The sequence below is a fragment of the Streptosporangium sp. NPDC049248 genome, assembly GCF_040678965.1.
Classification (GTDB): Bacteria; Actinomycetota; Actinomycetes; order Streptosporangiales; family Streptosporangiaceae; genus Streptosporangium; species Streptosporangium fukuiense.
Map to the genome: position 1 here is coordinate 19210 of NZ_JBFAQY010000055.1, position 8397 is coordinate 27606.

9 protein-coding genes and 1 CRISPR repeat array are annotated in these 8397 nt (G+C 68.4%); of the genes, 4 read left to right on the forward strand and 5 right to left on the reverse strand.

Translation table 11 applies throughout. The annotated features are described in order from the left end of the window. Nucleotides 1-46: 46 nt before the first annotated feature. Entirely contained in the window at nt 47-448 is a 402-nt protein-coding gene (locus AB0K21_RS43820) for a hypothetical protein (protein WP_364158996.1), read from the forward strand. 121 nt (nt 449-569) lie between these two features. Here the strand turns inward: AB0K21_RS43820 and AB0K21_RS43825 are convergent, their stop codons facing one another. The 3 genes from AB0K21_RS43825 to AB0K21_RS43835 form a co-directional block, all read right to left on the reverse strand. Next, a complete protein-coding gene (locus AB0K21_RS43825) occupies nt 570-926 on the reverse strand; it encodes a hypothetical protein (protein WP_364158999.1) in 357 nt (118 codons plus the stop codon). A 218-nt stretch (nt 927-1144) separates the two neighbouring features. Beyond that, nucleotides 1145-1327 (reverse strand): hypothetical protein, encoded by a 183-nt coding sequence (locus AB0K21_RS43830; RefSeq protein WP_364159002.1) that lies wholly within the window; start codon nt 1325-1327, stop codon nt 1145-1147. A 5-nt stretch (nt 1328-1332) separates the two neighbouring features. Beyond that, nucleotides 1333-1587, reverse strand: a complete 255-nt coding sequence (locus AB0K21_RS43835; RefSeq protein ID WP_364159005.1) for a hypothetical protein — start codon at nt 1585-1587, stop codon at nt 1333-1335. A 432-nt stretch (nt 1588-2019) separates the two neighbouring features. Here AB0K21_RS43835 and AB0K21_RS43840 point away from each other — a divergent pair, with 432 nt between their 5' ends. Then, nucleotides 2020-3102 carry a hypothetical protein gene (locus tag AB0K21_RS43840; protein WP_364159008.1) on the forward strand — a complete coding sequence of 361 codons (1083 nt, stop codon included), beginning with the start codon at nt 2020-2022 and terminating at the stop codon, nt 3100-3102. Between the two features lie 356 nt (nt 3103-3458). Here the strand turns inward: AB0K21_RS43840 and AB0K21_RS43845 are convergent, their stop codons facing one another. Both AB0K21_RS43845 and AB0K21_RS43850 read right to left on the reverse strand, forming a co-directional pair. Beyond that, the gene (locus AB0K21_RS43845; RefSeq protein ID WP_364159011.1) at nt 3459-4628 is read right to left on the reverse strand and encodes a hypothetical protein; all 1170 of its coding nucleotides are present in this window, start codon (nt 4626-4628) and stop codon (nt 3459-3461) included. Between the two features lie 17 nt (nt 4629-4645). Continuing rightward, a complete protein-coding gene (locus AB0K21_RS43850) occupies nt 4646-5329 on the reverse strand; it encodes a histidine phosphatase family protein (protein ID WP_364159014.1) in 684 nt (227 codons plus the stop codon). A 69-nt stretch (nt 5330-5398) separates the two neighbouring features. Between AB0K21_RS43850 and AB0K21_RS43855 the strand changes: the two genes are divergently transcribed. Both AB0K21_RS43855 and AB0K21_RS43860 read left to right on the forward strand, forming a co-directional pair. Then, nucleotides 5399-6340: a phosphotransferase gene (locus tag AB0K21_RS43855; protein WP_364159017.1), complete on the forward strand. Its 942-nt coding sequence runs from the start codon at nt 5399-5401 to the stop codon at nt 6338-6340. Nucleotides 6341-6416: 76 nt separating this feature from the next. Further along, on the forward strand, nt 6417-7394 hold the full coding sequence (locus AB0K21_RS43860; protein ID WP_364159020.1) for a hypothetical protein: 978 nt from the start codon (nt 6417-6419) through the stop codon (nt 7392-7394). A gap of 113 nt (nt 7395-7507) precedes the next feature. Then, a CRISPR array of direct repeats spans nt 7508-8390; the repeat unit is 28 nt; unit sequence GGACCATCCCCGCAAGCGCGGGGCCGAC. Nucleotides 8391-8397 lie beyond the last annotated feature (7 nt).

Sequence of the window (8397 nt, forward strand, 5' to 3'; positions counted from 1 at the left end):
GCACGGAATATATATTGAATATAGATCATGGGCAGCGGGAGCGGCGATGAAACTGCTGTGGCGCGCTCGACGCCGCAACACCCTGGTTACCTGGCCCCAAGCCGTCGACGATCGCCTTGAGCGGCTCGTTGCCGCCGGACTCGCCGCCCACGAGAACGTGAGCCGCTCCCAACTCCTCGCTGCCCTCGTGGTCAACGCCGAGGTCTCCCCCGAACACGTCGCTGCCCTGATACAGGCATATCGCAGCATGAGCGCCGACGCCCTGGACGACACCCCGGGTTCCAATACCGCCGAGGACTGGCCGGAGGTCCGCCACCCAGGCCCGCGCCGGGACGCACATCGCCCGAAGCCGCAAGACAGCGCCCAAAGCGAGGGAATCACCGACGACGTCGGTGATTCCAATGAGCCAGCCCATCCGTCCGGCACCAGCCCGGCGGCAGCGTCATGATGACAGGTGAGCGCGGCGGCCAGGCGCTGGTCAGGCTTCCCGTTGCGGCTTGTACAAGCCGACGCCGGGGCGCGGTGCCTCAACCGGTTCGTTTCCAAATGGGCCGCTGCCAACGGAGGCGTCATCTGGCAGGGCCGGACTGGCGCGTGTAACAGCGCGGGCAGGTCACGGCGGTCGCCATGCTCGGCACCGTCCAGGAGTACCGGCACAGGAACGTACGGCGGCAGTGCACAACAGTGTCGTTGCTCAGCAACTCTCCGGTCTCCAGCGGACCGGCCCGGCCGCAGGACGGGCACGTCCACTCCGGTGGCATCCGGTAGCCATCCGGAGGTTGTTCCCGCGACACGGTGAAGTAGGACCTGGTCCGCATCGGCGCCTCGAACTGGTCGGCGGTGTACCCACAGCGACCGCACCGCACGTGTTCCGGGTCGCCCACCAGATCTCGGTTGAACAGGATGTTCACCAGCGTCCAGAGCATGGGCCATGCCTATCTTCGACGTCGACGTCTTCATCGGTGTCTCACACCGCGTGGTCTTTGTCGAGCACGTCACGGCACCACGCGCAGTTACCGAATTGTCTTTCAGGGATCAAGGCGTCGAGTGACCATCTGGCGCTGGTGCCTCGCCGGATGGTCGCGGGCTGGGCTACGGCTTTGCGCACCATCCCAGGGAGGCCGAATCGGTTCAGGTCGGTCGGTTATTGCTTGTCGCGGTGCTGATCGAGCAGGTGGATGAGCAAGCCCATGGTGGCGGCGCCCGCGGCTCCGCCACTGAGCAGGGCGGTGGGCCAGGCGGCGCCGGTGGCCAGGGTGAGCGCGCAGGCGATGGTCGTCACCAGCGTGGTGGTGGTCAAGGTGAGAAGTACGGGCACGGAAAACATCGGGGTCACTCCTGAGATGGCGTCGCCGGGGATCCGGCGGTCTGGTCATCGGCCCAAAACGCGATGAGTTCGGTGTCGGTGAGCTCATCGCTGGGGCGGTTGGGCGGCATACGCCCGGTGATCAGGGCCCAGACCGTCACCAGCAGGGTCAGCAACTGGTCGTCGTCGTGAGCCCACGGTGAGGGCAGGTGGCCCGGTCGGGTGCCGGTGACACGCAGCGGAGAGGCCAGGGCACGCGGGACAGCGGGGGCATGCGGCATGGGCGTCTCCTTCGTCGCCGGCGGGGGCGAGATCAACGATGGAGGCGCCGCTGACCTGGCCGCCACCGGTTCAAACACTTCCGGACAACACCGGAGTAAACGGCTTCATGCGGGCGAAAACCGTTGCCGCTTCCCCGGGCGCTTCGCAGCGCGGCGGAGCCGGTCACTGACGTGGTCGGCCTTTCGAAGGTCGGCGCCTGTTCATATGCGACCTGCTCCGGTTACCTCCGCAGTGATCCGCTCTGATCCGGATCCCTTCGAGGTCATCCGGTCTCATCCGGACTCGTCCGGAGTTCGTTAGCGCAGGTCAACTACCTGTTAATCCCGGATGAGGCGGAAAATGCGATCTCCCCCAGCTTGACCACCCGTTAATGCCAATATGACTCCGGCTACTACCTGTAGATCACGGATCACTCATTTCGGCTGAGGGCGATGGTTGAACAACATCGTGATGCGGCGCTGCGCGCCTTCGTCGGCCAGCTCAACGAGCTACGCGACCGGGCCGGCTCCCCGGCGCTGTCTCACCTGTGCGCGATCTCGAAGCTCATCTCCGAAAACAGCCAGGATCGGATCTTGGCCTCCAGCACCACGCACGACATCCTGTCCGGCAAACGCAAACGCGTGCCGCCATGGGCGTGGGTGTCGTGCTTCGTGGCCGCGTGCACGATAGCCGCCGACCGGACCGGCCTGGATGTGCGCAGCATGGGGGACATCGAGGTGTGGTGTCAGCGATGGCGCGTGGCCCGCGGTGCCCGGCCCGATCCCCCCGCGCCCACCCTGCGGCCGATCACAGCCCAGGCAGCCTCACCCGAGGCCGTGCCCCACCCCGCACAGCGACCCGCCCCCGCGCCGGGCACCTCGGCCCGCGCTGATGCCCCCGGCGCGGGCCGACGTGCCCGGCCACCCAGCCCCCCAGCCACCCCGGTTGTCTTCGCACCACTGCCCGAGGAGCGGCAGCGGCTGCTGCAGATCTACGGCAGGACCGGTATCCGCCTGCTGGAGCACAGCCAGGACGGCAACAGTGAGGACTGTATGCGCCTGGCGGTCATCGCGCTGCTGAGGGGCTGGCCCCCGGAGGCGCTCCACTGGCTGCGCCGGGCCAGCGACGCCGGGCAGACCAATGCGGCGGGCCTGTTCAACCACCCCCATCGCCTGCAGGTCGCCGCCGAGCTCGCCTGCGGCTACGGCCGCCACTACCAGTGCTTTCCCAGCAAGCTCAGTGTCGCGATGTTCTTCTACCAGCTGGCCGCCGGCCACGGTCACGCCGAGGCCGCCTACCGCCTCGCGGTAATCCACCAGGCCAAGGAGGAAGAGCAGCCAGCCGATAGCCTGCTCGGCCCAGCGGTCGCCGACGGCCCTTTGCCGGTGACCGCTGAGCTGGTCACCGACGATACGTTCACTCAGCTCCCCCGGGATCCGGATACGGTGCTGCGGCTGTGCGTGATCAACGAGGTCGACGGGCCCACTGTGGAGCCGCCCGCACCGGCCGGAGATCCTCCTTTGGAACTCACCTGAGCCCGGTACCGCAACGACGCTGCTAGGGGAATGAGGATGGTCAGGTCCAAGTTGGCGCGTGCCGACGACCACGCTCTTGTTCCCTCCCTCTCGGTGAGTTCGGCCGTTTTCGGGATTCGAACTACAACAACGTGTCTACCAGTGATTGCCCCATCACTTCAGGTGAATGGTTGATTTTTGTAATTCCCCACGATGCTTTCCGGGAGCGCCGCGACGCGGTGCCAGGTTCACTGGATGCGCCACCTCCGCAACCATCCGAGCCGACAGCCGAACCACCGCCGCCTGATCTGACCTATTTGGAGTCGACTGGGATCGCGTCTGGGGATCGAGGGCATCTGGGCACACGGCTTGCGGGTTCACGGGGTTGGCGCACCGGTCAGCTCCACTTCGTCATCCGGTTGCGGAATGTCGGTGCTGGTCATGGCGTGGGCCAGGACAGATTGCCGCATCACCCAATCGGCGTCGCCTTCGGTGATCGAGCGGTGAAGGTTGTCGATGAGCTGCGGGTCGGGGTGTGGGGGCCGGGCCCGGCGGGCGCGGCTGAAGTGCTTGAACAGCGCGGGCAGCTGCTCGGCGCGCACGCCGTTCTTCTCCTTGAGCGCATACAGCGGCAGGAACCACGTCTCGAACGTCGTCTGGGTGGCGGCATCAGCCTGGTGGCGCTCATACACCTGCGACAAGACGCTGGCGGCGCTGTAGGGCACGTGTCCGTGCAGGACGTAGCGCAGCCGCAGACCGTGGTGGGTGCGGAAGGGCTGGCCGTGCGCGGCGACGTTGAGGGCGGCGTTGGCGGTGGTGGTCATCACCGCCACGTCGGCCTGGAGCCGGCGGGCGGCGGCCAGGACCGCCACGTGCAGACCGGCCCGGGGGTCCAGCACCAGGCCCGGCAGGCCCACCGCCTCCAGGTCGATGCCGTAGGCACGGGTGCGCGACAGGATCAGCCGCGCCGGCGCGTTACCTGCGGCGTTGCGCAGTTGCAGCGGGGCGCGCCGCCGAAAGGCGTGGATGTCCTCGCCGGCGACGACGGGCCGGGCCGGGTCGCGCTCGGCGACCAGGTGCTCGGCGACGTGGGCGCGGGTGGCCGCGTTTCCGCAGGCCCGGCAGGCATGGTCTGCGGTGCCGGTCATGTGCCCGCAGCCGGCGCACACCCGGACGCGTTCGCGGCTGATGGTCAGCGTCCCGGCCGACAACGCCTCAGCGATCATCTCCCGCGCCAGGTCGGCGACCGGGCGGTCGGCGTCGGTGACGATACCGCCCGGCGGCCAGGTGCCGGGGGCGTACTTGGCGGCGATCGCGTCGGCTTCGACGTCGGCCCGCGGCCGCCGGGGCCAGGTCGTGGTGTGCCGGTGGCGCAGGTCTCCGCTCAGGGTGACGGTGTTCCACAGGTGCGGCACCGGTGAGTGGCCCAGCAGCTGGTTCAGCGCCGCGGCGATGCGGATGCCGACCGCTTTCCCCGGCTTTTCCGCGAACGTGAATTCCTGGTTCTGTACCGGGCCGTTGAAGAAGAACAGGTGCCGCGCCACCATTGCCCTCCACTCTTTTTCTAGATCGACGGCGCGATAATGATCGGCCTTATGATCGCGTCACCGCGCATCTCATAACGGATAATCGCGGCATTAGGGATTTTGGTCTCACGGGATTCGGTGACGACCTCTTCAACAGGGCGCGCCTCCAGCAGAGCGCGCAACGCCAGGATCATCGTGTGATGGGTGATGGCCACCACCACCGCTATCCTCGCCCCGGATCCCGAGTCCGGGGCGGTGTCGGTGCGCAGCAGCGCGAGAAAGCCCAGCGCCCGCTGCCGGACGCCGCCGGCCAGGGACTCACCTCCGCCGGGCGGAGTCCACAGGTGTTTGCGCAGCCGCCGATCCTCGGCCCCGTCGGGGTAGGTGGCGAACAACTCCTGCTTGGTCATGTAGGTCGCCTCCCCGTAGTGCTGCTCATCCAGCAGCGCCGTGCGGCGCGGCCAGCCGCCGGGCAGGCCGGGGAAGGCCAGTTGCGCGGTGTCGATCGCCCGCCGGTAGGTGGAGGTGTAGACGCGCGCCCCGGCGCCCACCGTCTCGGCCAGGGTGCGCCCCAGCCACACCGCCTGGTGAAAACCCCGTGGGGTCAGCCCGACCACGGTGCGGGAGATGTCATGGGCCGCCTGCCCGTCGTACGGGCGCCGATCATGGTAAAAGCCGTTGTATTTATCGGCGTTCTCAATTGACTCAGCGTGCCGTACCACAGCCAATATCATGTATCTAAACTACCGCCCATCCCCCTACAATTGGTATCTGTGTGAAAGGAAAGAGCAGTGGGCGACTGGGAATTCATCAAACGCCGTACCGCCGCCGACGGCGAGGTATGGCGCAGCGCCGACGGTGTGCTCTACAAACGCACCGGCGACCAGAGCGTGGCAGCCGAAGCCGACTTCCAGCGCCGGGCCGCGCAGCTGGGCTACCCGGTGCCGCAGATCCTCGCCGACGGCTTCGAAGGCAGCGCCGAAGGCGGCCGCCACTTCTTCACCGAACACAGCCTCGGCGAGGCCTCCCTGCACGACGCCGCCCTGGCCGGCGCCGATGCCCAAGGCCAGGTGCCCGAGGACGTCGTCGACGCCGCGGCCGCCATCTCCGGGCACCTGCTCGCAGCCCAGGCCCGCAGCCCGCTGCCCGGCGGCGTAAGGGAGGTGCGGGCGTGGATCGAGCAGGCCGGGTTCACCGCGAACGTCTTCGCCGAGAACCCCGACCTGGACACCCCCCGCACCCACGCGGCGCTCGATCGCGTCGTCGAGCGATTGCGCGATGTGCCGATGTGCCACAGCCACCTGGACTACGGGCTGCCCAACGCCTTCCCCACTGGGGTGATCGACTGGCAGCACCACGGCCCGGCCCCGCTGGGATACGACGTCTACCCGATGCTCGACATCGTCGCCTTCAAAGGCGGTGGCAAGGGATACCGCATCAGCCCGGCGCAACGAGCGCGCTACCTGCTCGCCCTGGACTCAGCCGCCCTGGAGGCGTACGGCCGGCCGCTGAGCGGTTACCTGCCCGACTTCCTGCTGGTCAAATGCCTGTTCTTCCTGGCCCTGATGCGGCCCGCCGACCCGCAGCGCCGTGACAAGCACCTCAAATGGCACTACCGCCGCGCCCTTTTCCAGATGGGACTGGAGCACTATGAGGACTACACCACGATCGACACCGCCGCCTTCCCTACCCTGGCCGAGTTCACTGCCGGCGCCGCCACCACAACTCGATAACCCGCTGGAGAACCCGCTCGGTGGCCCGCTGCCGCTGGTGCGTGATCGCGACTACCTGATGGATCAGCATGGCGTGGTGTTCAAAGTCATCGGCGACGTTCATCCGGCCAGCCACTACCTCGGCTACGTCAAGTACCACCCCGACCCCCACGGAGACCGGCAGCTGCTGGGCCGCACCTACCGGCAAAACAGCGTGGTGTCGAAATCCTTCGGCATCTTGGCCGAGCGGCCCGAATGCTACGTCTACTCCGACGTGCTGGGCTGCGTCATCACCGGCCTGCCCCGAGGACAGGTGGCCCTGCACCACTCCTGCCGGGCCGCGCTGAGCACCATCCACGCCAACCCCCACCTGGTGCGGAACGCTCGCGCGGGCGCGGACCTGCTGGCCACCATCGACCGGATCGTCTCCCTAGGGGCTCGCGAGCTGTTCGGTATCACCGGCTCCTTCCTGGTCGGCTGCTTCAACGACCGCTCCGACATCGACCTGGTCTGCTACGGCCCCGACGGCTACGCCGCCGCCCGCGAGTTGTTCGGCGTCGGCGACCTGATTCGGCCCTACGCCGGCGACACCCTCATGCAGCTGTATCTGCGCCGGGCCAAGTACATGGCTGGCAGCGCTTTCGACACCCTTATCAAGCAGGAACGACGCAAGTTCCAAGGCCTCACCGCCGGCACCGGCGCGCACATCAACTGCGAGCCGATCCGCTGTGACTGCGATCAGACCTTCGCCCGCACCTCGGCTAAAGAGATCGGCCATATGGCCTTGCTGGCGAAGATCACCGACCACAGTGAAGGGCTGGTCACCCCCGCCCTGTACGGGATCAAGGTCAAGACGATCCTGTCGTCCACCGTGGACGAGCCCGACTCCTTCGCCCGCAAGATCACCCACATGCGGTCCTACCTGGGCGCCTACACCGGTGCGTTCCGGACCGGTGACATCGTGCACCTGTCGGGCAAACTCGTCCACACCCAAGACGCCCACCGCAGCGGCTTCGGCATCGAGCTCACCCCATGGAGCGTGACCGAGTCCTACCTGGCCACCCTCACTGGATAAGAGGCAGGGCTGCCGTCGACGAGCTCTGCGTCCAATACTCGGTTTCGGGAGTTCGATCGATCCACCATCCTTGGATGGCCCCCTCAGTTCCCGGGCGACTACGGCCGTGGCCGGGACCATCCCCGCAGGCGCGGGGCCGACCAGGACGATCAACGCGGGCGAAGTGGGAGGCGCGGACCATCCCCGCAGGCGCCGGGCCGACGCCATGGTCGGCTACCAGCCGCAAGATGAGGCGGGACCATCCCCGCAGGCGCGGGGCCGACATGCGCGGGATGACGCTCTCGGGGATGCCTGCCGGACCATCCCCGCAGGCGCGGGGCCGACGCGTACAAGCTGATCGACAGCGCCAGCAAGACCGGGACCATCCCCGCAGGCGCGGGGCCGACACGCTCTGCGCGGGACTGTGCGCCATCCAGGCGGGACCATCCCCGCAGGCGCGGGGCCGACCTGACGTTCCGCTGGCCGACGTAGTCACCTTCAGGACCATCCCCGCAAGCGCGGGGCCGACACACCAGTTGTCCACGCTCACGCCTCCAGCTCGGGACCATCCCCGCAAGCGCGGGGCCGACCGGCGCAGCGCCACCATGCAGGCATCGGCGCACGGACCATCCCCGCAAGCGCGGGGCCGACGCGAGCCACGCGCCAGTCGGAGCGGCAGCCGGGGGACCATCCCCGCAAGCGCGGGGCCGACATCAGGCGGACGAGCTCCAGGATCCGCAACGCCGGACCATCCCCGCAAGCGCGGGGCCGACCGAGCCGGTAGTGGGCGTCGCTCCAGTCGTGGTGGACCATCCCCGCAAGCGCGGGGCCGACGTCGGCGTGGCGTGCCCGGTCGCGGCCGTCGAGGGGCCATCCCCGCAAGCGCGGGGCCGACCCGGCCATGCAGCGCTGGCTGGCCTCCAGCACGGGACCATCCCCGCAAGCGCGGGGCCGACGTCGGCGTGGCGTGCCCGGTCGCGGCCGTCGAGGGGCCATCCCCGCAAGCGCGGGGCCGACCCGGCCA